Origin of the sequence: Fictibacillus nanhaiensis (assembly GCF_042686385.1) — a bacterium.
GTDB classification, from domain to species: Bacteria; Bacillota; Bacilli; order Bacillales; family Fictibacillaceae; genus Fictibacillus; species Fictibacillus nanhaiensis.
Window position 1 is genome coordinate 12,035 of sequence record NZ_JBHUPF010000015.1, and the last position, 20,986, is coordinate 33,020.

The 20,986-nt window shown below is 40.2% G+C and carries 23 protein-coding genes; 5 read left to right on the forward strand and 18 right to left on the reverse strand.

What is annotated here, in order from left to right; genetic code table 11:
* Positions 1 to 27 precede the first annotated feature (27 nt).
* Genes ACFS5O_RS19855 through ACFS5O_RS19865 form a run of 3 tightly spaced genes read right to left on the reverse strand, consistent with a single transcriptional unit; the run spans position 28 to position 1,837 of the window.
* Positions 28 to 873 carry an aldo/keto reductase gene (locus ACFS5O_RS19855; RefSeq protein WP_205724198.1) on the reverse strand — a complete coding sequence of 282 codons (846 nt, stop codon included), beginning with the start codon at positions 871 to 873 and terminating at the stop codon, positions 28 to 30.
* Between the two features lie 54 nt (positions 874 to 927).
* On the reverse strand, positions 928 to 1,329 hold the full coding sequence (locus tag ACFS5O_RS19860; RefSeq protein WP_205724197.1) for an HIT family protein: 402 nt from the start codon (positions 1,327 to 1,329) through the stop codon (positions 928 to 930).
* A gap of 1 nt (position 1,330) precedes the next feature.
* Positions 1,331 to 1,837, reverse strand: a complete 507-nt coding sequence (locus tag ACFS5O_RS19865; RefSeq protein ID WP_205724196.1) for an NUDIX hydrolase — start codon at positions 1,835 to 1,837, stop codon at positions 1,331 to 1,333.
* Positions 1,838 to 2,043: 206 nt separating this feature from the next.
* Here ACFS5O_RS19865 and ACFS5O_RS19870 point away from each other — a divergent pair, with 206 nt between their 5' ends.
* On the forward strand, positions 2,044 to 2,280 hold the full coding sequence (locus ACFS5O_RS19870) for a transporter suffix domain-containing protein (RefSeq protein ID WP_205724195.1): 237 nt from the start codon (positions 2,044 to 2,046) through the stop codon (positions 2,278 to 2,280).
* 242 nt (positions 2,281 to 2,522) lie between these two features.
* Here the strand turns inward: ACFS5O_RS19870 and ACFS5O_RS19875 are convergent, their stop codons facing one another.
* On the reverse strand, positions 2,523 to 3,095 hold the full coding sequence (locus ACFS5O_RS19875; RefSeq protein WP_205724194.1) for an MFS transporter: 573 nt from the start codon (positions 3,093 to 3,095) through the stop codon (positions 2,523 to 2,525).
* A complete protein-coding gene (locus ACFS5O_RS19880) occupies positions 3,092 to 4,552 on the reverse strand; it encodes an FAD-binding protein (protein WP_205724193.1) in 1,461 nt (486 codons plus the stop codon). Before ACFS5O_RS19880 ends, ACFS5O_RS19875 begins: the two co-directional genes overlap by 4 nt.
* A gap of 142 nt (positions 4,553 to 4,694) precedes the next feature.
* Here ACFS5O_RS19880 and ACFS5O_RS19885 point away from each other — a divergent pair, with 142 nt between their 5' ends.
* Positions 4,695 to 4,979, forward strand: coding sequence for a hypothetical protein (locus ACFS5O_RS19885; protein WP_205724192.1), 285 nt, complete (start codon positions 4,695 to 4,697; stop codon positions 4,977 to 4,979).
* Between the two features lie 57 nt (positions 4,980 to 5,036).
* Here the strand turns inward: ACFS5O_RS19885 and ACFS5O_RS19890 are convergent, their stop codons facing one another.
* Both ACFS5O_RS19890 and ACFS5O_RS19895 read right to left on the reverse strand, forming a co-directional pair.
* Positions 5,037 to 6,233 (reverse strand): M20 family metallopeptidase, encoded by a 1,197-nt coding sequence (locus ACFS5O_RS19890; RefSeq protein WP_205724191.1) that lies wholly within the window; start codon positions 6,231 to 6,233, stop codon positions 5,037 to 5,039.
* Positions 6,234 to 6,255: 22 nt separating this feature from the next.
* Entirely contained in the window at positions 6,256 to 7,824 is a 1,569-nt protein-coding gene (locus ACFS5O_RS19895) for an AbgT family transporter (protein ID WP_205724190.1), read from the reverse strand.
* Positions 7,825 to 8,092: 268 nt separating this feature from the next.
* On the opposite strand from ACFS5O_RS19895, the gene ACFS5O_RS19900 reads away from it, so the two are divergent.
* Complete coding sequence (locus ACFS5O_RS19900; RefSeq protein WP_205724189.1) at positions 8,093 to 8,734, forward strand: class I SAM-dependent methyltransferase; 642 nt, start codon at positions 8,093 to 8,095, stop codon at positions 8,732 to 8,734.
* Positions 8,735 to 8,793: 59 nt separating this feature from the next.
* Here ACFS5O_RS19900 and ACFS5O_RS19905 read toward each other — a convergent pair whose 3' ends face one another.
* On the reverse strand, positions 8,794 to 9,315 hold the full coding sequence (locus ACFS5O_RS19905) for a GNAT family N-acetyltransferase (protein ID WP_205724188.1): 522 nt from the start codon (positions 9,313 to 9,315) through the stop codon (positions 8,794 to 8,796).
* Between the two features lie 156 nt (positions 9,316 to 9,471).
* Here ACFS5O_RS19905 and ACFS5O_RS19910 point away from each other — a divergent pair, with 156 nt between their 5' ends.
* Entirely contained in the window at positions 9,472 to 10,128 is a 657-nt protein-coding gene (locus ACFS5O_RS19910; protein ID WP_205724214.1) for a class I SAM-dependent methyltransferase, read from the forward strand.
* Positions 10,129 to 10,341: 213 nt separating this feature from the next.
* Here ACFS5O_RS19910 and ACFS5O_RS19915 read toward each other — a convergent pair whose 3' ends face one another.
* From ACFS5O_RS19915 to ACFS5O_RS19925, 3 genes are all read right to left on the reverse strand, one after another.
* Positions 10,342 to 12,630 (reverse strand): ATP-dependent DNA helicase, encoded by a 2,289-nt coding sequence (locus ACFS5O_RS19915; protein ID WP_318300051.1) that lies wholly within the window; start codon positions 12,628 to 12,630, stop codon positions 10,342 to 10,344.
* 100 nt (positions 12,631 to 12,730) lie between these two features.
* Complete coding sequence (gene mscL, locus ACFS5O_RS19920; RefSeq protein ID WP_205724186.1) at positions 12,731 to 13,192, reverse strand: large conductance mechanosensitive channel protein MscL; 462 nt, start codon at positions 13,190 to 13,192, stop codon at positions 12,731 to 12,733.
* A gap of 73 nt (positions 13,193 to 13,265) precedes the next feature.
* Entirely contained in the window at positions 13,266 to 13,811 is a 546-nt protein-coding gene (locus tag ACFS5O_RS19925; protein ID WP_205724185.1) for a 2'-5' RNA ligase family protein, read from the reverse strand.
* A gap of 205 nt (positions 13,812 to 14,016) precedes the next feature.
* Between ACFS5O_RS19925 and ACFS5O_RS19930 the strand changes: the two genes are divergently transcribed.
* Positions 14,017 to 14,145 carry a YjcZ family sporulation protein gene (locus ACFS5O_RS19930; RefSeq protein WP_205724184.1) on the forward strand — a complete coding sequence of 43 codons (129 nt, stop codon included), beginning with the start codon at positions 14,017 to 14,019 and terminating at the stop codon, positions 14,143 to 14,145.
* A 182-nt stretch (positions 14,146 to 14,327) separates the two neighbouring features.
* On the opposite strand, the gene ACFS5O_RS19935 is transcribed toward ACFS5O_RS19930, so the two are convergent.
* The 7 genes from ACFS5O_RS19935 to ACFS5O_RS19965 form a co-directional block, all read right to left on the reverse strand.
* Positions 14,328 to 14,735: a TM2 domain-containing protein gene (locus ACFS5O_RS19935; RefSeq protein ID WP_205724183.1), complete on the reverse strand. Its 408-nt coding sequence runs from the start codon at positions 14,733 to 14,735 to the stop codon at positions 14,328 to 14,330.
* 17 nt (positions 14,736 to 14,752) lie between these two features.
* On the reverse strand, positions 14,753 to 15,088 hold the full coding sequence (locus tag ACFS5O_RS19940; protein ID WP_205724182.1) for a TM2 domain-containing protein: 336 nt from the start codon (positions 15,086 to 15,088) through the stop codon (positions 14,753 to 14,755).
* A 275-nt stretch (positions 15,089 to 15,363) separates the two neighbouring features.
* A complete protein-coding gene (locus ACFS5O_RS19945; RefSeq protein WP_205724181.1) occupies positions 15,364 to 16,635 on the reverse strand; it encodes a homoserine dehydrogenase in 1,272 nt (423 codons plus the stop codon).
* Entirely contained in the window at positions 16,622 to 17,719 is a 1,098-nt protein-coding gene (gene metX, locus ACFS5O_RS19950) for a homoserine O-acetyltransferase MetX (protein ID WP_318300050.1), read from the reverse strand. Before metX ends, ACFS5O_RS19945 begins: the two co-directional genes overlap by 14 nt.
* On the reverse strand, positions 17,697 to 19,388 hold the full coding sequence (gene acsA, locus ACFS5O_RS19955; RefSeq protein WP_205724180.1) for an acetate--CoA ligase: 1,692 nt from the start codon (positions 19,386 to 19,388) through the stop codon (positions 17,697 to 17,699). The genes metX and acsA overlap by 23 nt, the downstream gene beginning before the upstream one ends.
* Complete coding sequence (locus ACFS5O_RS19960) at positions 19,385 to 20,116, reverse strand: ABC transporter ATP-binding protein (RefSeq protein WP_205724179.1); 732 nt, start codon at positions 20,114 to 20,116, stop codon at positions 19,385 to 19,387. Before ACFS5O_RS19960 ends, acsA begins: the two co-directional genes overlap by 4 nt.
* A 15-nt stretch (positions 20,117 to 20,131) precedes the next feature.
* Entirely contained in the window at positions 20,132 to 20,977 is an 846-nt protein-coding gene (locus tag ACFS5O_RS19965) for an ABC transporter permease (RefSeq protein ID WP_205724178.1), read from the reverse strand.
* Positions 20,978 to 20,986 lie beyond the last annotated feature (9 nt).

The window sequence follows — 20,986 nt, forward strand, 5'->3', positions numbered from 1 at the left end:
CTAACAACAGGAAGACTTTCACTCATTTTACTCAAACTGTTTATAAAATTCCGGATCATCCGGATCTGCGCCGTTACGTTTGTCTTGATTAAGCGCAGAGATACGCGTCATATCCTCATTTGATAATTCAAAGTCAAAGAGTTCGATATTTTCTTCGATCCTATGCTGTGTTACCGATTTAGGTATCGTAACTACTCCGTTTTGAAGATCCCAGCGTAAAATAATCTGAGCAACTGATTTATTGTATTTATCAGCAAGCTCTACCAAGGTTGGTTCCTCAAAGATCTCTCCTTTTAAAAGAGGTCTCCATGCTTCAAGTTGAATGCCTTGATCTTTACAGAATACCAACAATTTTTCTTGAGATAAACGAGGATGGTATTCCACTTGGTTCACCATCGGTTTTATCTCTGCATCATTCATCAAGTCTTCAAGATGATGCTGTTTGAAATTACTAACACCGATCGCTTTAGCTCGTCCATCGTTATAGATTTTCTCTAGTGCTTTCCATGTCTCTTTGTACTTTCCTGGCACTGGCCAGTGAATTAAGTATAGATCCACATAATCTAAGCCTAGTCTTTCTAAACTGGCATCAAAGGCGGCTAAGGTTTTTTCGTATCCTTGGTCAGTGTTCCAAACTTTAGTTGTGATAAAGAGTTCTTCTCTTGGAACATTTGATTCAGCGATTGCCTGACCCACGCCCGCTTCATTGTTATAAAGGCTTGCTGTATCAATGCTTCGATAACCTGCATCAATCGCCCACTTTATGGACTGGATGACTTCATCACCATCTTCAGCTTTATAGACTCCTAGCCCTATCCATGGCATTTGAACACCATTATGTAGAACGGCACGATCATGAATACTGCTTGGCATAATGAATCCCTCCTTGATCACATTTTGGCATAATTTCATCAAGAGTTAAAACCATTATACTCTTTGAAGTTTACCTGCCGTTTCTTCTAAACGTTCATGAGCATTATCCAAGATCATAGATTCACTCCACGTGAATCCATCGTTTTCATACCTTGGAATCACATGCATGTGAAAGTGAGTAAGATCACTAAACTTTCCCCCATTTTGGTTGATCGTAATCCCATCAGGGTTAAAACAACTCTCTAGCTTTTTCGATATGTATTTTGCAGCATCCATCACAGCGTTCATTTCTTCATTTGTTAGCTCAGTCAATTCCTTCACATGTCTTTTCGGAACAATTAACGTGTGTCCTTCGTTAAAAGGATCAATGTCTAAAAAACATGTCACCCAGTCATCTTCATACACTGTATGTATCGGTAATTCTTTGTTCGCCAATTCACATCCTAAACAACCCACCTTAGATCCACCCTTTCAACCTAGCTAATAGTAATCCGTGTGCCAGTTCACTATCTTTCCAAAGCCCTTGCTCAATATTACGAAATGCTCGATCTACAGGAATGTGAAAGGCTTGAATCGTCGCTTCCTTTTTCTCAAGCATTTGAGATCTGTATTCCACAATATCTTTTGTAAAATAAACATGAGTAACCGTATTACTCAAACACGCACTAGGCTGGATACTTCCTAGGAAAACCGTTTCTCCACACACGATACCCGTTTCTTCAAGCAACTCTCGTTTTGCAGCTTCCATCGCATCTTCATTTTCATTCATTCCACCACCTGGTAGTTGAATGATAACTTGATCTACTGCAGGTCGATATTGGCTGATCAATATGAGAGAATCGTTCTCTAGAGCGACCATGACAGCAGCTTCATAAGGGCTCTCTTTTAACGTGATACTTCCAAATTCATCTTCGAATACTTCAACCTCTTTATCTCTGCTCTGATATACGAGTTCTTTTGTCAAGATTACCCCCACCCTTTTACACCAGTTTCCCCTTAACATTATCCAAACTTGGAAACATTTTCAACTATGAGTTCACTGGTAATACCATCCAGTTAATAATTAAATACAATATGGAATTTTTTTCTAATAGTTTGGTAGAATAATAAGGTGGAAACTTTATCTCGTTGTTTTCGTATTACGTGTGACTAGCTATGGAGGAGATTGCTTTGAAAAAGAAAATCGGCGTTACTTTTATTATACTTTCGTTTGTTTTGTGGATCCTAATACCGGTCATACCCTTCTTATCATTTAGTGCAGGTGTTAAAACAGCCATCGTGAGTGGATTATTTATCGGCGGAGAAGTTTTCTTCTGGCTCGGTGCTCTATTAGCAGGAAAAGATATTGTAAGAAACTTCATTCAAAAGTATTGGAGAAGAGGCAAAAAAGACGAGGACCCATCTTAAATGGTTTGACGAAGAAGGATGACTTGGCTTTAACAGCAGAACGAATAAAGTAGGTGGAGGAATGGAAGAACTGCTTCTTGGCTTTATTTATACATTTTTAATTGTTCTCTTATTTGAAGCATTATTTACTAGAATACTAAGCAATGGCGTTAGATACCCTGCAAGAAGAATGATCGTTCTTGCCCTACAGTGTTTGGTCATCACTTGGATTCTTTATCAAATGTACACATAAAGCCCGTCAGCTAGAACTGTACAGGCTTTTTTCGTTGAACCCTAAGTGGCACGGCTGCTGACTTTAAAATAAGTAAGCCAGAGATCATGTATAGAATTGATGCGATATAGAATAAACTTCCGATCGTCAAAAAATCGATAAGATACCCTGTTAACATGACCGCAATCGCTCCCCATACACTTGTCCAAAGGTGATAGCTTCCTATCTTTTGGCCAGCCTGCACACCATGCGACTTCCTAGCCAAAACAGTTTTCTCCGAAGTTTTTTGTACGGCACCTAGAATACCCATTACAATTTGGACGAGATAAAGAGCAGATACGGTTTCAATGATCGGTATTATCAGCATGATTCCAGCCATACCCCATGTATGTATCAGAATGAAGGTACGGTCACCTAGTCGATCAGAGAGTCTGCCAATGATAGGATGAACAAGCGCGGCGGTCAATGCAAACAATCCATATGCTAAACCGAACTGCGAGTAGCTGTCACCGATGTTACGAATGAGAAGCAGGTAAAAGGGAAAGACCATCGAGCTTGCTGTCATTAAAAGGCTTTGTGCTGTTACAAATGTACGATAATTCATTGTGCATACACCTCATAGAAAAGATTTTTGAATCGCTCATCGGGATCGAGTTCCCGCTTTTTCTGAAAGAACTCATCGATACGGGGATATGCTTGTTTTAGTTGTTTCTTTGTCGGATATGAATAATAAGGTAAGTAATAGCTTCCATCGTGATCTAGCGTTACGTCAATCATCTTCTGAATGATCTTCTCGGTTCTTCTTATCTCTTTTTCTGAACGGCCTTGATTAATCAATAACACAAGCGCAAACATATCATCCTTCGCATAAGACAACACGGCATCCTCATCATGCTCGACGTACCGAATCGTGATGTTTAACAGGTTCAGATCCTCTTTTTCTAACACCTTTCTAAGATCATCAATATAAGTAGTAAACTCATCAACAGGAACAAAATACTCTTGTAACACTTCTGTTCGATTGGCATTTTCATATTCCATAAACGTACTGTCTGATCTCATTACGTTATTTCTTGATTGGTAGCTACCATTGCTATTTTGAAAGTGTTTCTTTTGCGTCTCCCAAAATACATCTTTTCCCCAGTCACTATAACGAGACATGCCTAACATGAACTTTGGAAGTGCCACTTTTTCTTCTTCATTTAACTTCGAATAGCTAGTTAACTTTTTTTGGTCAACCGCTAATACATAGTCCGTCACATACATTTCTTTTAAAAAGGTATTAGGTGCAACAGATAAACGAGCAAGGTGCATCTTCACCTTCTCATCGTTTTCGACGTTATTCTTAAAATGTTCTTCATATACGCTGTAATCCATTGTGGAAATGCGTTGTTTGTACAATTCATCTTCAGCCAATTGCAGTGTGACATCGAGTATGACCCCAAAAAGACCGTAACCACCTATTACATATGAAAAATATTCACTGTTCTCATCACGACTCACAGAAATGATTTCTCCATCTGGTTTTAACAAGCGAAAAGAATCCACAGTATCGATTAGAGAACCATATCTGATATCCCGTCCGTGAACGTTGACACTAAGGGCGCCACCAACAGTAAATATATTTTGTGACTGCATAACTTGAATGGATAGACCGTACGGATTAATCTTCTTCTGAATATCAGCCCATGTCACACCACTTTGAACCGTTATTGTTTTTTCTTTTGGGTTGAAGTCCAGGATCTCGTTATAACTTTTCATATCAAGCAGCGTTCCATTTGGATAGACCGTATGCCCACCCTGACTATGTTGCATTCCAGCGATTGAGATCGTTTTTTCTTTTGTCACCCAATTTTGCAGCTCCTCCGTAGATTGCGTGCTCTTGACCTCTTTCATCTTTGTAGGCAAAAGCTTTCCGGCGTCTTCTACAACGACTGTTTTCTGTTGATGGGAATGGATAGATGTACTCGCATAAAAAGCGAGCCCATATAATGAAATTCCAATTAACAAATATTTTCCTTTCACTCCGTCACCCTCTAATAATAGTGTAATTTTACACATTTATTATAAAATGATACCCATACAAATATCAATACTTTATTACTTTTATACAACGAATTTAGACGCTTCTTTCTCTTAAAAATAGTGTTTCGTACAAGCACTCTTTCTAGCATTTCATATAGTAATAGTGGGGGTGATACGATTGGGTAAAAAAAGAAAAGAACTATTAGAAGCATTGAATACTCTAGGTGCGAACGGCACAGAGACAGAAGCTGAAGTGACTGCTGAAAACGGCACTGAAGCTGGCACTGTTGAAACTTTACGCTCTCTTTTAGGTGATGGTCTTAAACGTAAGAAGTCTAAGAAAGCTCCTGCTGTAAAGTCTAAAAAGTCTTGTAAGAAATCCAAGAAATCTAATGGAGATGATTCCGGCGGAAATCCTGGTGAAATTCCTGGTGGAACTGCTCCTGACAGCTGTTGGGAATAATCCACAAATATAAAAAAGCTCCCTCGCGTAAGGGAGCTTTTTCATGATTTTATTTTGTTAGCTCAAAACTTTTCTTGAAGAATCTTGTTTTAGATAGGAAAGTGTTGCAGCCCCTAATAGACTTGCTGCAACCAGTAAAGCATCTTCATTGATCTTGAATTTCGGATGATGATGTGGATAGACCTCTTCCCAAGAATCATCTAGAGCTCCTGTAAAAAAGAACGTGCCTGGCACTCTCTCTAAGTAGTAGGAATAATCTTCTCCACCCATTTGCGGTTCGATTTCTTCAAGTTCTAGAACACCTGGCACTTTTCTTGCTACATCAACAACAAACTCTGTGTCATCTTTATGGTTTACAACCGCCGGATATCCTCGTTTAAATACATACTCATAGGAAGCATCTGATGCAAGACACGTACCTTTTGCAATGCGGTCGATCTCTTGCTCGATGGCAACTCGTACTTCTTCCTTAAATGTGCGAACCGTTCCTGTTAGCTTTGCTGTATCAGCGATAACGTTGAACGCATTCTTCGCTTCAAACGCACCTACCGATACGACAGCTGCATCTAGTGGATTAACTCTGCGGCTCACGATCTGCTGAAGGTTTGAAACAAGCTGGGCTCCAATAACAATGCTGTCTTTTGTTTTATGAGGCTGTGCACCGTGACCCCCTTTTCCTTGAACTTTTATCGTGAACGAATCGGCTGCAGCCATTACTGGGCCAGTTCGATAACCGATTGTTCCAGTTGGCATCGTTGCCCAAAGATGTGTTCCATAGATCACATCCACGCCATCTAGGCAACCGTCTTCAATCATGGAAATCGCTCCACCAGGGGCGAGCTCCTCAGCGTGCTGATGGATAAATACGATCGTCCCTTCCACTTCTTCCTTAAGCTCTGTTAGAACTTTTGCGAGTACGAGTAGCGATGCTGTGTGACCGTCATGCCCACACGCATGCATAACACCAGGCACTTTCGATTTGTATGGAGAATCATTTTCTTCCTGAATCGGAAGTGCATCAAAATCAGCTCGAAGTGCCACTGTTTTACCAGGCTTTCCACCTTTTAACTTCGCGACAACACCTCGACCACCTACCCCAGTTCGCACCTCTAAACCTAATGCCTCATGATACGATGCAATAAAGGCTGGTGTTTCAACTTCTTCAAATGACAGTTCTGGATTTTGGTGAAGATGTCTGCGTATCTCCACCATTTCATCTTGATAGTTTGCCAGACGGCTAAATAATTGTTCCATTCCTGTTCACTCCTCTTATCATCTACATTTTTATATATTCGCCAGGTCCTAGCGGAAGTCCTAGCACGTACCAGACAGTAAATAAAAGACACCAAAAAATCGTATAAGCGATCGTGTAAGGCAGTAAGGAGGATATTAAAGTCCCCATCCCCATACTCTTATCAAACTTTTTCGCAAACGTTAGCAGAATAGCAAAATAGGCAAGCATCGGAGTGATCGTATTCGTGATCGAATCCCCGATCCTATATGCCATTTGTGTAAAAGCTGGACTATAATCTAAAGCCACGAACATCGGAACAAATACCGGTCCTAATATAGCCCATTTTGCCGAAGAACTAGCGATGAGTAAGTTTACTAGCGCTGTAAAAAGAATAAACGCGATCAATAATGGAAGTCCTGTAAATCCTGATTCTTTTAAGAAGTCAGCTCCCGTAATTGCAATGATCGACCCTAAGTTACTCCAACTAAAATAGGCGATCATCTGGGCTGCAATAAAAGCAAGCACAATATAGTACCCCATACCACTCATTGCTTTTGTTAAATGATTGGCTACATCTTTATCGTTTTTTAAGACCTTAGAACCAAATCCATAAGCCATGGCTGGAATGAAGAAGAAAAGGAGCATGATCGGAACCAAGGAATCCATAAAAGGAGAATCGATAAGTTCGCCTGTTTTCGCATGGCGAAGCATAGCGCCCTTTGGAATGGTCACGAGTAGAATGATAGTTGTGTAGATGAATAGTGAGATCGTTGCCCATTTTAACCCCCTTTTCTCTTCAGAAGTTAGAGCTTGTTTCTTCACTTCAAGATCTTCAGGAACTTGGTATTCACCAAGACGGGGTTCTACGATCTTTGTCGTTACCCAAACGGCTACTGGTAACAACACAAAGGTAGAAGCAAGCATGAAGTAGTAATTCATAGCAGGGTTTGCTGTATATGTTTTATCTTGGAGGTGAGCGGCAGATTCTGTGAATCCAGCAAGCATCACATCAAGCATACTGATAATAATATTTGCACTGAATCCGCCAGCAACTGCTGCATAAGCTGCTGCAAGCCCAGCGATCGGATGACGACCAAGCGTGAGAAACACCATGGCTGCAACAGGAGGAAGTACGATTAAAGCAGCATCAGCAGCTGCGTTTCCTACGATTCCAATGAAAATGATGATCGGTAAGATAAGTGCTTTAGGTGACGCTAATACAACTCTTCGCATAAAGGCTGAGATCAATCCTGTTGATTCAGCTAGACCGACTCCAAGCATAACCACGAGCACGAGACCGAGCGGTGGGAAGTTCACAAAGTTACTGACAAGTTCACTCAGCATCCTTATGATTCCTTCTTCGTTCAGTAGATTGACTGCTGTGATTTTTTCATTATTGGCCGGATTCACAGCACTCCAACCTGCTACTCCTGCTATGAATGAACCTAGCAAGATAACGGCCGTGATGATGACAAACAAAGTAAGAACATCCGGTAGTTTATTTCCGTTCTTCTCTACCCAGTCCAACGCTTTATAAAAAATATTTTTGTTTTTGTTACGTGGATCTGGTGAATGTGGTGAAGGTACTGCTTTTAGTGCGGAACGTGCCATGGATACCCTTCCTTTCTTTATGAATTTTCAGAAAAATTTAAATTTCTTCACATTCTACCTTCTCTACCAATCGGTTTCAAGGGGACATTTAGAACACTACTTTATTACTATGTGTTAGATTCTATGAGGTCTCAGAGTGATGTAAGGGCTTTCGTTTGCGGAATATTCATGCATTTCTAAATTTACCTCTTGCCATTCTTTCGCTATAATATATACAGTATTTGCTTAGAGTACCTATTTTTCAGATAAAGATAAGGGAGAGAACACCATGGATCTTTTATTAAAAGAAAGTCTGAAAGCAAGCTACAACGAGCAAGCAGACTCACGTGATCAATCAGTGATTCAGAGTTGGAAAACCGATGAACTAAAAGCCTTTATTGCGGCTCTTGCATCTAATCCAAAGGCTCACCAACATACTGTTCTCGATATTGGAGCAGGATCAGGTCAGCACGGAAAATACTTATCTCAACATCACTTGGACGTGACGTGTATCGACCTCTCTCCTAACATGGTAGAAACGTGCCGTGCAAAAGGTTTAAAGGCAGAAGTAATGGATTACTACGCACTACATTTTGATGCTGAATCCTTTGATGCCGTATGGGCGATGAACACGCTTCTTCACGTTCCAAAAGTCAGCCTGCCTGCTGTTCTTAAAAACATTCATACTGTTTTATCAGAGGATGGTTTGTTTTACATGGGTGTTTACGGCGGTAAAGATTCTGAGGGCGTGTGGCAGGAAGATTCGTATATTCCAAAGCGTTTCTTCTCATTTTATACAAATGAAGATTTACTTAAAGTGGTAGCTCCTCTATTTGACGTACTCGATTTCCACATTGTTTCAGAAGCTGGACGAGGTATAGGTATGAACTTTCAATCCTTGCTTTTACGAAAGAAAGTGATCGTAGATTAAATACAGCATTGCTTCGAAAGAGAATCCGTACAAAAAAAGCTCCTCTGCTTGAGGGGCTCTTAAATTTCTCGCATATATCGAATAGACAAGTGTTTTTCGCTTCCTTCACTCCTCTTTTCTGACTGTTTTACAAACCCTTTTGCTTCATAAAAAGGAATGCCTTTTTCGTTATCCTTTTGTGCGGATAGCCATTGTTCTTTAATACCTAAATTCTTTTGATAGTTTGTGTAATAGTTTAACAGTTTTGTTCCAATCCCTTTGTTCCTCTTGTTTGGATCCATATAAAACACAAAAATTTCACCTGTTTGCTCACTGATCGTCCCACCGCCGATCGCACCTACCACTTCTCCATTTTCTTTCGCCACAAAGTATCCGTGCCAGCTTTCGCTGAACTCAGTTACTTCTTTTAGTATTCTGTCTTCGTTATAATAATCTTCAATTACACCATTCACATACGTATCATCTTCTAAATACCCATATGTTGCCCGCCATCCTTCAGAGCAAACTCGGGCTATTCCTTTAACTTCTTCCGGACCCGCTTTCTTGAGCATTAGACCTTCTGATACCACAGTTTTAACCATCTTTTCACCCCTCTTTTTTATTCTAAACAACCCTATTATAGCCTATTTCTGGTAAAATAGAGGTTTACAACTCAGTCAGTCATAGCTCATTTTAAAATGAGAAAGGCGGATGGTCATTTGACAAGTTTGATTACAAAAAATGAACACGTTTATCACATGCTCGATTCTCTTTTACGTGATGAGGGAGCGTTCTGGAACTCCTTTTATGAAGACAGAAAGAAGAAGGTTCCTTTTTTTGTGTACGCACCCGATGAAAATCTTGTGAACTATATTGAGCGTGGTTTTATTAAGCCTGGACGTGTATTAGAACTAGGATGTGGTCCTGGCCGTAATGCCATCTTTTTAGCTCAGCTCGGCTTTCACGTTGATGCTGTAGATCTCTCAAGCGAAGGATTGGATTGGGCTCGTGAACGCGCTAAGGAGAAAGGCGTCGATGTGAAATTTATTCAAGGAAGTATCTTCGAGATGGATCTACCACATATGGAGTATGACCTGATCTATGATTCTGGCTGCTTCCATCATGTCCCGCCTCATCGCCGTGTGAGTTATTTAAATCTCTTAAACAACTGTTTAAAAGAAGGCGGCCATTTCGCGATTACGTGCTTTGATGCAGTCGGCATGGGACTCGATATACCTGACATGGATGTGTACAAAAACCGTTTGATGCAAGGTGGACTAGGATACTCGTTTGAACGGATGCGGGAAGTCTTCTCTGCTTTTGAAGAGATTGAATTACGCAAGATGAAGGAAATGTCGCAGCCGGCTGATACATTCGGATTGCCCTTTTTGAATGCAGGTTTGTTTCGAAAATAAAAGACAAACACTTGGAGTCACATCTCCAAGTGTTTTTTAATGGCTTAAGGTGTGTGTGTAGATTGTTTGGTTGTCGTTTATAGGCCCTAATTTTTAATTTATGGGCCTTCAGAAAATGTTATGGGCCTTCAAATCTATTTTTGGGCCTTCAGATCACTTTATAGTCCTTCAAATTCTTTTATAGACTTTTCGACAAAACACACACGATACAACTTACCTAAACGACCGATCCAACACCACAAAATCCCGCCACTCTTCTGGCAGCATCTCCACGTACTTTTTTGTTAGAAAACGGTCATCCACTAAAACAAGCGTACCTCGATCCTCCTCTGACCGAATCACACGCCCACCTGCCTGCAGCACTTTATTCATGCCTGGATACACATATGCGAAGTCGTAACCATTCTTGCCTGCTCGCTGAAAATAATCTTTCATCGTATCACGCTCTAACCCTACTTGAGGCAAACCGACGCCAATGATAACAGCACCTGTAAGCTTATCTCCTTTAAGATCGATCCCTTCAGAAAAGATGCCACCCATGACGGCAAGCCCGACAAGCGATTTCTCGCCTACAGATTCATAATGAGTTAAAAATGCCTCTCTCTCTTCTTCCTTCATGGCAGGATGTTGAACGATAAGAGAAAAGTCTTGATCTTCTTCTAACATTCGTTCATAGATATCTGTCATGTAACGATAGGAGGGAAAGAAAACAAGATAGTTTCCTGGTCTGTTTACGACCAAGTCTTTAATCATACCAACTATAGGTTCTTTCGTTTTCTCCCGATCACGAAAGCGTGTAGACAGAGGTTGAACGAAAACATCGAGCTGCTCTTTTTCGTAAGGTGACGGCATCCGGATGGTGTAATCGTCTTCCTCTCCTCCAAGCATCTCGCGAAAGTACGAAAGCGGTGAGAGAGTTGCTGAAAAATAAATGCGTGAGCCGTATTTTTTACCTGTTTGAAAAAGAAGCTGAGAAGGGTCCATACAAAAAAGGCGAACTTTGACTTCACTTTTATACGTAGAGATGAACGTAACGAATCGTTCATCATAAAATTGTGAAATCTTAACCCATTGCAGCGCTTCAAAAAAAGTCTCTAATAGTTGTTCACTACTATCGCCACTGGCTAAAAGCTGCTCTGCCTGTATTAAAAAAGCTTCTAAACTCTCCAGAAGCTTTTCTTGCAATTCAACAACAGCAACATCTTTGTTTTCATGTTCTTTTTTTATCAAAAGAAGTTCGTGGTTAACGGCCTTTGCCGTATCTGCTATCCCAACATGCTTTCCTTTATAATCACGTGCAAGTTGTAAGAATGAAGATTTCAAAATCTCAGCTGAATACATGCCGCGTGCTCTGTCAACAAGATTGTGCGCCTCATCCATAAGTAGCACCGTACGCTTCTTTTGTTCTTCAAATAAACGTTTGAAAGAGACTCTAGGATCAAAGACATAATTATAATCACAGATTACACTATCTGATGCATAAGCAAGATCCACAGAGAACTCAAACGGACAAACTCTATGCTTTTGTGCGTATTGTGAGATGACTTCACGGTCCATCACCGTCTCATTTTTCAAAATATCAAGAACAGCTCCATTGATTCTGTCGAAATATCCATCAGCAAACTCACAGTAAGAGGGTTCACAACGCGTCTCTTCTTTGAAACAAACTTTGTCTTTAGCTGTGATGGTCGTACTTTGTAAAAACAAGCCCTTCTCTTTCATCAAGAAGAGCGCTTCTTCTGCATTCTTTCGGTTCAGTGTTTTAGCTGTTAAGTAAAAAATCTTTTCAGCTTTTTCTTCTCCGATCGCTTTGACTGCTGGAAAAAGAGTAGAGATTGTTTTTCCTGTTCCAGTCGGCGCGTTTGCAAACAAAGTCTTCTTATCCATAATTGTTTTATAGATAGCACCAGCAAAGTTACGCTGGCCATCTCGGTATGACGGAAACGGAAAAGAAAGATCTCGAATACTGATATTTCTTTTTTGTTGGTTAGATAGACGCAGCTCAGCAAATGGTGCATAAGACTCAACAAGTTGGAGCATGAAATCCTCAAGCTCTGTAAACGTAACGTCTTTTTGAAATTTCTTCTGCTCACCAGAATCAACATGTACATATGTAAGTTGTACCGTAACTTTATCTATAGCTTCTCTTTCCATGTATATATAGGCATAGACTTTTGCTTGTGCCCAATGAACAGGATATGTATCTTCTGTTATCTCACTTAAATTTCGCGCAGTGGATTTGATCTCATCGATCGTGACGGTATCGTTTCGCAAAAGGAGACCATCACATCGACCTTCTATCCAATATTCAAGATTTTTATAAAGGTAACTCGTTTGGAGAAATACTTCTGCGAAATCCGTCTCCTCATATGTTTTTTGGATCGTTTGATGAGCCTTCGTTCCTTCCACTAAGGATGAGGTGGACTTGAAGCCAGAATCGATACTTCCCGAACGGTAGACATATTCAACTAGGGACCGAACAGAGATTTTAACTGCATCCATCATGTTTCACCTACCCTTATTTCTTACGATTCTCTATGTAAGAATTGTAGCACAACCTCGTTTCAGAAATAGATGTATCATGATACAAAAAACAGCCCCCTTACTCAGAGGACTGTCTTACTACAGCATCATCATTTAAATCTGCGGTACAGTTTTGACATTTAACGGCTCTCAACGGAATCGTAGATAAACAATATTTGCATTCTTTTGTATCTGGTGCCTTTACTTCTTCTTTCTTTTTAAGACGATTGATCTGCTTTACTACTAAGAATATGACTAGCGCAATGATAAAAAAGTTGATCAGCGTGTTAATAAATAATCCATAATTCAGTGTCGCTGCTCCAGCCTTTTGGGCATCTGCTAAGGTGGCATAGTCGCCTTTGCCTAAATTTATGTAAAGATTGCTGAAATCCACTTTACCTAGTAATAATCCAATCGGAGGCATAATCACATCTTCAACGAGTGAAGTGACGATTTTACTGAAAGCTGCTCCGATAATTACACCGATGGCAAGATCGATCACGTTGCCACGCATAATAAATGTTTTGAATTCTTTCCACATGTACCCTAATTCCTTTCTGTATGACTAGTATATGTATAACCATACAGTATCTACTTTCAAACGTCATCCGATATCAATTCACATCATCTTTTTTCAGTTCCACAGTTAGAATATCTTTCACATCTGTACAAACATCTGCTTCATACGTTAGTTGAATAAGTGCAACACTGTCAATCTTTGCATGAAAAGGCTCTAAGTTTCTTGAAAAATAATCAAACGCCTTCACTAAGTCATCCTGCGTTAGGTCCATTACAAGCGTGCAATGAGGCACCCAGTGAGCCGGAATGTATAAAGATTGCTGGTTTATATCGTTCTTAAATTGTTCATGATAGCGCTGATGAAAATCTGTAAGCACGCTGTTTTTAGTCGGAGCTGCATATAATGTTCCACTTTTTAAAAATATGGCTAGAGATGGAAAGAAAAGAGGCACAGTAGAAATATCTTTAAAGTATTCCTGAAACGAACTTTTAAAAGACTCAATTTCTAGATCTGGATGTGTGCCAAGGGTTACATGAGGCCGCATACCATGACCCTTTATTCCCTCTTTTTCAAGTCCATTCCTTAGATCGTCTATCTTTTGTTCCGTTTCACTGTTTAAATAAGCAATTACACCGTACATATTATCAGCTCCAAATATGGTTTTGTTTAATAGTCGATAATCTTAGTTAGTTTAGTGTAATTATACAGCAAACCACATTTTGGTAAATGTATTTCCCCTGAAAAATAAGGCTTCCGCTCTTGTCCCGAAAAAATGGGCTAATTCCGCCCAAACCTTTAACTTGTACCTCTAATATTCTGTCATTGTAAAGAAGGAGGTGGGTTAAATGGGATATCAGTCTTACGGAAATAGCTTCGCTCTAATCGTAGTTCTATTTATCTTGTTAATCATCGTTGGGTGCTGTTGGTGCGGTGGTTACGGTGGCGGTTATGGCGGCGGACACGGCTGGTGCTAATCAGTTCGTTTCCTGAGTGGAAACGGTTCTGAACCATCAGATGTAATCAATTGCGTTAAAACCTTTTGCTTTAACAACCCCTCGTATGAAAACAGAGAGAGAACCTAGAGAGAGAAAAATTAGAGAGAGAAAAGACCTGCGCTCTTCTGAGTGCAGGTCTTTATATATTTTAAAATAGAATCCTAGAGTTTCTGCCTAATACTACGTGTTCTATTAAGCTGTATTTGATCTAGTATGTTTTGTTCAATTCCATCATTTAACTGAATTACTCTTTTATTTAAAAAGAATGCATCAATCCAGCTCCAAATCACAGAACCAATTAATAAGAATAAAGAAATATAAAATAATGGCTCATTATAATAAGAATTAAAAATCATATAAATTAAAACTATAAACGGAATAAATGTAGTTGTTAACATTGCAGATGCATATTTGTAATCTTCCGTGAAAAATCGATGGCCACCAAAGAAAGAAAGACCTGCCCACAGTCCCCAAGCTGCTTCTTTACTTTTAGATTTCTTTAACATCTCTGACTCTAAATAAGCTAACTCTTCAAGTGTCAATTCACTCTTAACCAATTGTGTATGCATTACTTCCACCTGCTTAATTAGTTTTTGGCAGCTGCAACTTCAGAGTTCTTTTGAGCTTGTTTATATAAACGAATTTCAGAAAGAATTTCATTTTCTATTTTTTCATTTGTGGATTTAACCATTCCATTAATTAAAAACAAATCAATAAATGCCCATATCCCTAACCCACCTAAAGTAAAAAGCATAGCTACAGCAGTTCCCGTTTTCCCTAAGTAGAATCGGTGCCCACCAACACCACCCGTAAATAACCATAATAACCAAGTTGTCCCACTCGATTTTTGTCTTTTAGTCATTTCAGAACTTAAAAGTTGAAGTTCCTCAGATGTCATCCCTTGTTTTTGTAATATCGACATTTCAATTACCCCTTTATTAAGTTATTGTTACAAAATGATTATACACGATATTTGTAAATAAATGTTTAAATTTGAAATATTTTTTATTACATTTAATGATGTTAAAGAAAACGTTTAATCGCTCCTATCTAAGTGCATTTACTTATTATATAAAGGTTTATTATTAATCGTTATAAACCAACATAACCGATAATAAAACCCGCCCACTAAAAAACATTGCAGGACCCAGTCTGCAATGTTCCTCTATTCTACTTGATGAAGAAACTTCATTCATCCTATAAATTAGTGACTTTCTTCAACAATACATCCTTTTGTTCTTGTTCAACCTTTTTGTTTTTCTCCTTTCCCGCCACCTCATAAACAGCCAGCTCTGGATTTTCTTTTAATAAAGTGGCTGTACTCACTTGACACTCGATCAGAAGAAAAACATGCTCTTCTTTTATTTCTTGTTTTAAAATTTGTACGTCATCTGTTCCATGAAAGCTTACAGATGAACCGATGACAACATATTCTCCGACTGTAGTAAAGTCTGTGCTTTCACTATTGTTATCAGCATGTTGTTCTGTTTTTTTCTTTCGAGTTACAGGCTGAGGTTGCAGCACATAAGTCAAGTCCTCCACCATAGCGCTTGCTGTTGGAAGTCTGCCTGCTCCTGCTCCTTGAACCGTAACTTTTCCAGCGAGACTCGTTTCGACCGTAATCGCATTCTGAACATCTTCCACACCATATAATGGATGATCTGCATCAACTAATACAGGTTTTACAGATGAAATGAATTGGTCGCGGTCACGACGGATCCGCGCCAAATGCTTCACCTTATATCCCCAGTCTTTAAATACAGAAATTTGCTCCCTCGTCACTTCTGTAATACCTTTTCGTTCTACATCCTCCCATTTTGGTGTCTCACCAAACGATAACTCGCTGAGAATCATTAGCTTGTAAAATGCATCATGACCTTCTATATCACTTGCTGGGTCAGCTTCTGCATAACCCAATTCTTGCGCAGATACTAACACGTCATGAAACGGAAGACCTTTCTCCCTCATATTCGTTAAAATATAGTTGGATGTGCCGTTTAGTATCGCTTCAACTGCATGAATCTCATTTACTTGAAGAAGCTGAGAGATGCTCCGAATGATCGGTGTTCCACCTGCTGTTGTCGCTTCATAACCAACATAACGACCTAGCGCTTCCGCTTTATCAAGCAATGATCTTCCGTGTTTTGCAAACATGACTTTATTAGCGGTGATCACATGACAGCCTTTATCAAGAGCACGGCTTAAGTAAGTAAATCCTGGCTCTTCTCCTACGATCGCTTCAAATACAACCTCTAATCCATCGATATTGAGGATCTCATCAAAATCAGTCGTTATTAAAACATGTTCATCCAATTCACGTTTTTTTGATCTATCCTTCACTAAGATCCCTTCGATCACTACCTCTTTACCAAGCACATTTTGAAGTTGTTCTCTATGTGTTTTTAGTGCTTCATATACACCTTGGCCAACTGTACCAAAACCTAGCAGTGCTGCTTTAATAGGTGCCATATTGCAGCCTCCCTTCTTGTCTCAATGCTTCTCTCACATGTGGTCCCCATTTATCAAATTCAACTAAAAATCCATCATGACCGAAGTCTGTTTCTATAGAATAGTAGGTTCCGAATCTAGTATGTTTTATGAAATTCTCAATCACTTCTGGTGGATATAGAAGATCTCCTTCATAACCAAACGCATATACTTCAGCTTGAATTTGTGATGCTGCCCGCTCCCATCCACCTAGCTTATCCCCGATATCAAAGGCGTTCATCGCGTATAGAAGGGAAACATAGCTCTCCACATCAAACCTCTTAGTCAACTTTTCTCCTTGATACGTAAGATATGAATCTACTTGAAAGAACGGCTTACCTTCGTCGTCTTTTTCTTTGATCTCTCGATTGAATCTCTCATTAAATAGCTTAGGTTGCCGGTACGTTAATAGCCCTGCCATCCGTGCGATCTCCAAACCTACAAGTCTATCATCACTTTTATAGTTACCACTCTTATAGACAGGATCGTTTTCGATCGCGTGAAGGGCGAGTCTATTAAATGCGACTCCATAATCACTTAAGAAAGGAGTTGCTGCAAAAATAAATACTTTTTCTAAAAAGTACGGAAACTGCACAGCCCATTCTAGTGCCTGCATACCGCCAAGTGATCCTCCCATAACGGCATAAACTCTTGGAATTCCTAAAATACAAAGTGCCTGACGCTGAGCGCGAACCATGTCTCTTACCGTTACAAAAGGAAATGATCTACCATAGTTTTCACCCGTTTCAGGATTCGTCTTTGCTGGACCAGTTGAACCGTTGCATCCTCCAAGTACGTTAAATGTGATTACTTGAAATTGGTTTGTATCCACATATCGATCAGGACCAACTAATCCACGCCACCAACCTGGATCTTCTTCTGATCCGTAAGCATACTGATTTCCAGTTAACGCGTGGCAGAGTAAGACAACAGGACCTTTAGCGTTGCCTGTTTTCTCAAAAGCTAATTCCGCATTTGGAATTACTTTTCCTGACTCTAGAGCAAAATCACCGATCCTGATCTTCCCTATCTTTCTAGAGGTTTCAAGCAAGTTTTTGTAACTCACGGGCTTTCAGCTCTCTTCGCAATATTTTTCCGCTGATCTTTGTTTTTGGAAGTTCTTCTACGATTTCGATCTCACGAGGAGCCGCATGTGCAGCTAGTTCTCCTCGAACAAAGATTCGGATTTCATCCAAAAGCTCTTTACTTTCGCTATATCCATCTTTTAGAACGATGAACGCTTTCACGATCTCCCCTCTAATGGGATCTGGTTTGCCAATGACTCCTGCTTCTGCAACTGCCTTGTGTTCAATTAGTTTGCTCTCAACTTCAAATGGGCCGATCCGTTCTCCGGAAGAATTAATCATGTCATCTGAACGTCCTTGGAAAAAGATATAACCATCCTCGTCTTTTATAGCGAGGTCACCAGATACGTACCACTCACCCCAGCTAAAATACGAATTATATTTTTCAGGATTCTGCCAAACTTCCTTCATGATTGCCGGCCATGGTGCTTTGATTGCCAAATGACCCACAGCATAAGGAGGCAGTTCATTCCCTTCTTCATCCAACACGGTTGCGGTTATGCCAGGAAATGCTTTTCCCATCGAACCAGGCTTGATCGGCTCTGTTGGAAGATTCACAATAAGCTGTGCCCCGGTTTCCGTCATCCACCACGTATCATGAATTCTTTTTCCAAGCACGTTCTGTCCCCAATAGATCACTTCAGGGTTCAATGGTTCACCTACACTTAAAATATGGCGAAGCTTAGAGAGATCATAGTGTTCTGGAAGCTGATTCCCTTTTGCCATCAACATGCGAAAGGCTGTTGGAGCGCTATACCAAACTGTTACACCTGTTTTTTGCAGAGTGTCATACCACGTTTCTGCTTTAAATCGGCCGCCATGAACAACAACGGTAGCTCCGTTTAGTAATGGAGCAAAAACGCCATACACCGTCCCTGTCACCCAACCCGGATGCGCCGTGCACCAATACACATCATCTTCTTGAATATCCAACACCCATCTGCCTGTAAGATATTGCTGCACCATCGCTCGATGAGCATGAATGATTCCTTTAGGTTTTCCGGTAGAACCTGATGTGTAGTGGATGTTCAGTCCATGTTCAGGTTCAACCCACTCAATCTGATTTTCAATGTTTCCTACATTCTTTAACTCTTTTTGAATAGAGATTTCTCCCTTTTCTCCTTCACCATCTGTTAAAAAGACCGTGTGAAGACTTGGCAGTTCTTCTCTTGGTACTCGCTTATACAACTCTTTATCTGTAATTAAGAACGTTCCATTACAGTCACTAATACGGTCTCTTATTGCGTCCGACATGAATGCTTCAAATAAAGGACCCACGATTGCTCCTAGTTTAATAGCAGCTAACATCGCGATATGACAATGATGGTGTTTGGGTAAGAAGACAAAAACGAAATCTCCACTCTGAACACCATGCTTCTTCAAAACTGCCGCCCACTGATCTGTCGTGTCCTTAAGCTCGTTATAATTCATTTTTATTTCTTGTGAATCGTCTATATAATGAAGAGCTGTTTTTTTTCCTCTCCCTTCTTCAACATGACGATCTACACACTCATAAGCCATATTTGTCTTCCCATCACTTCGTCTATCGAATCTTTTAATAAAAGTATCCCAAGAAAAGCTTGTAACGCTCTGGTCTTCTGAAATATTATGTGTGCCTCCGAATGGATGAATGGTGGCTAGTTTTGTCATTGCTGTTCACCTGCTGCTTTCTTTTCAACGTTTAATAGATGTAAGATGTGAGCTTTTAGTTTAGAGAGATAACCGTCTCCCCGTGTTCTCGGCTTTTCTTTCTCTACTGCAATCTCGCTATATACTTCACCTGGCTGACCTTTTAAGATGAATATTCGATCACAAAGATAGAGCGCTTCATCAATATCATGGGTCACTAAAATCATCGTCGTTTTCTTTTTTTGCCATATGGATAATAGAAGATCTTGAAGTTGCATTTTGGTAAAAGCATCTAACGCACTGAACGGTTCGTCTAATAATAGAATTTCCGGTTCCGTAATCAGCGCTCTTGCTATTGCTGTACGCTGTGCCATACCACCTGATAAATCTTTCGGGAAATGGTTCTCAAAACCCGTTAATCCTACCAGATCCAGATACGTTTTATATTTTTCCGTATTCCTCTCTTCTTTTTCCAGTCCGAATGAAATGTTCTTTTTTACAGACAACCACGGCAGAAGGCGGGGTTCCTGAAACATCATACCAATCTGATTATTCGATCCATTTTCTATTGAAATTGTACCTTCATACTGTTGATCGAGCCCTGATAATACGCGAAGTAATGTGCTTTTCCCACAGCCACTCGTACCTAGAATCCCTATGATTTCTCCTTCCTTTACAGAAAGGTTGATATCTTGAAATCCTGCAGTATCTTGGTTAAATGTTCGTTTTAACCGTTTCACTTTCAGCATTTGTTTCCCCTCCTTCTATCCTTGATTAGTTATACTGTCTTGCCATTTTAATGAACGATGTTCGATCCATTTCAAAACGGCATCCGTTATCTTTCCTAAGACTGCAAATAGCAAGATGCTTGCAATAACCGTATCAGGTGAGTACGTGTTCTGACCTACCACGAGCAGATAGCCTAGCCCTTCACTCGCCCCCATGAGCTCTGCCGCTACTACAAACATCCAACCCAGCCCTAACCCGCTGCGCATACCCGTAATAAATGAGGGTAATGCAGCCGGCAATATGATGCGCTTGGTTAGTTGATAAGGGGATAGTTGATAGATTCTTCCGACCTCAATGAGCTTACGGTCTACACCTTGGATCCCTGCTACAATATTTAGATAGACCGGAAAAAACACACCGACTGCGATTAACGAAATCTTCGAAGGTTCTCCGATTCCCATCCAAAGGATAAATAGCGGTACCCACGCCAGAGAAGGGATGGAACGAATAGCCTGAAACAACGGATCTAAAAGACGTTCTGCTGTTTTTGCATATCCAACGATCGCACCAATCACAACCGCCGCTACGGTCCCGATTGCAAACCCTAAGAATACGCGGGTCAGTGTAATTGAGATATGTCCGAACAGCGATCCATCTTGATACATACTGATAATTTTTTCTAAAATGATGGTTGGTGCAGGCAACAGGTGTGCAGCCAAAAGTCCCGTTCTAGCCGCGATTTCCCAAATTACTAATAGAATAATAGGCAGGATAGAACCTATAAGAACACCTTTACCGATTTGAAAGAATCCTCTAGATGATGAGAGCTTCTGAGGGGAAGCTCTCTGTGCTACTTTCCACTTGTGTGTTTCAGAAATCATCGACACTTC

What these genes read in the sequence shown, in the direction of transcription:
- mscL (WP_205724186.1), bottom strand. Translation starts at nt 13,192, where the DNA reads ATGTGGAAAGAATTCAAAACATTTATTATGCGTGGCAACGTGATCGAT.
- ACFS5O_RS19940 (WP_205724182.1), bottom strand. Translation starts at nt 15,088, where the DNA reads ATGTCGATATTACAAAAACAAGGGATGACATCTGAGGAACTTCAACTT.
- ACFS5O_RS19915 (WP_318300051.1), bottom strand. Translation starts at nt 12,630, where the DNA reads ATGGATGCAGTTAAAATCTCTGTTCGGTCCCTAGTTGAATATGTCTAC.
- ACFS5O_RS19945 (WP_205724181.1), bottom strand. Translation starts at nt 16,635, where the DNA reads ATGGCACCTATTAAAGCAGCACTGCTAGGTTTTGGTACAGTTGGCCAA.
- ACFS5O_RS19875 (WP_205724194.1), bottom strand. Translation starts at nt 3,095, where the DNA reads ATGAATTATCGTACATTTGTAACAGCACAAAGCCTTTTAATGACAGCA.
- ACFS5O_RS19855 (WP_205724198.1), bottom strand. Translation starts at nt 873, where the DNA reads ATGCCAAGCAGTATTCATGATCGTGCCGTTCTACATAATGGTGTTCAA.
- ACFS5O_RS19960 (WP_205724179.1), bottom strand. Translation starts at nt 20,116, where the DNA reads ATGCTGAAAGTGAAACGGTTAAAACGAACATTTAACCAAGATACTGCA.
- ACFS5O_RS19930 (WP_205724184.1), top strand. Translation starts at nt 14,017, where the DNA reads ATGGGATATCAGTCTTACGGAAATAGCTTCGCTCTAATCGTAGTTCTA.
- ACFS5O_RS19900 (WP_205724189.1), top strand. Translation starts at nt 8,093, where the DNA reads ATGGATCTTTTATTAAAAGAAAGTCTGAAAGCAAGCTACAACGAGCAA.
- ACFS5O_RS19965 (WP_205724178.1), bottom strand. Translation starts at nt 20,977, where the DNA reads ATGATTTCTGAAACACACAAGTGGAAAGTAGCACAGAGAGCTTCCCCT.
- ACFS5O_RS19895 (WP_205724190.1), bottom strand. Translation starts at nt 7,824, where the DNA reads ATGGCACGTTCCGCACTAAAAGCAGTACCTTCACCACATTCACCAGAT.
- ACFS5O_RS19905 (WP_205724188.1), bottom strand. Translation starts at nt 9,315, where the DNA reads ATGGTTAAAACTGTGGTATCAGAAGGTCTAATGCTCAAGAAAGCGGGT.
- ACFS5O_RS19890 (WP_205724191.1), bottom strand. Translation starts at nt 6,233, where the DNA reads ATGGAACAATTATTTAGCCGTCTGGCAAACTATCAAGATGAAATGGTG.
- ACFS5O_RS19925 (WP_205724185.1), bottom strand. Translation starts at nt 13,811, where the DNA reads ATGTACGGTGTAATTGCTTATTTAAACAGTGAAACGGAACAAAAGATA.
- acsA (WP_205724180.1), bottom strand. Translation starts at nt 19,388, where the DNA reads ATGACAAAACTAGCCACCATTCATCCATTCGGAGGCACACATAATATT.
- ACFS5O_RS19935 (WP_205724183.1), bottom strand. Translation starts at nt 14,735, where the DNA reads ATGCATACACAATTGGTTAAGAGTGAATTGACACTTGAAGAGTTAGCT.
- ACFS5O_RS19910 (WP_205724214.1), top strand. Translation starts at nt 9,472, where the DNA reads ATGCTCGATTCTCTTTTACGTGATGAGGGAGCGTTCTGGAACTCCTTT.
- ACFS5O_RS19880 (WP_205724193.1), bottom strand. Translation starts at nt 4,552, where the DNA reads ATGTGTAAAATTACACTATTATTAGAGGGTGACGGAGTGAAAGGAAAA.